Annotated in this window: 1 protein-coding gene; it reads right to left on the bottom strand. The window is 31.1% G+C overall.

Annotation, left to right across the window (positions count from 1 at the left end; genetic code table 11):
• On the bottom strand, window positions 1-507 hold a 507-nt coding region (locus tag IE142_RS40155; RefSeq protein ID WP_229831284.1), incomplete at its 3' end, for a YibE/F family protein.
• Between the last annotated feature and the right edge of the window lie 71 nt (window positions 508-578).

Genomic DNA, 578 nt, shown 5'->3' with positions numbered 1-578 from the left:
TACAATAGTAATTAAGGTTCGGCTATGCCAACCTGTTACAAGTAGTAAAGTGAAAGAAGTGGAAATGATAATAGCACAAGTCATCAAAAAGAATAAACTTATAGCCCCATATTGATCATGTATTAAAATAGCTCCCATAACGGCAATGGTATTAACGATAAGAGATAATATAGATTGAAGTCCTACTTTTTTTCCTACAACTAAAACAGTAAGTAAAAATAAGCCGGTTATTATGACAACAATAGTATCTCGTTTTTTCTCTATAATAGTTGCGTCTTTAGGATTTTTAGAAATATGTAAAAGAACCTTGTCATTTTTGGAAAATGATTCTGAATCAGCTTGAGATTTCACATATTGGTGGGGAATCGTCGTTGTTTGCCCCTTGAATTCACCATTTAGAATCTTGAATGTTATCTTCTCTTTGTACTTAATATCTTTATTTTTGTGCTCGTCTGTTACCTTTTGTGATTGGATATCAGTAATTTGAGTGATTTGTCCTATAGGCATATTATAAAATCTATCGTTAAAAAACGTGAATATTAACGTACCTAAAAACAGGCAACTAAAGATTATCATCA

The sequence above is a fragment of the Streptomyces mutabilis genome (assembly GCF_014649815.1).
In the GTDB taxonomy this organism is placed as follows: Bacteria; Actinomycetota; Actinomycetes; order Streptomycetales; family Streptomycetaceae; genus Streptomyces; species Streptomyces mutabilis.
This window is presented reverse-complemented; position numbering and strand designations above follow the sequence as displayed.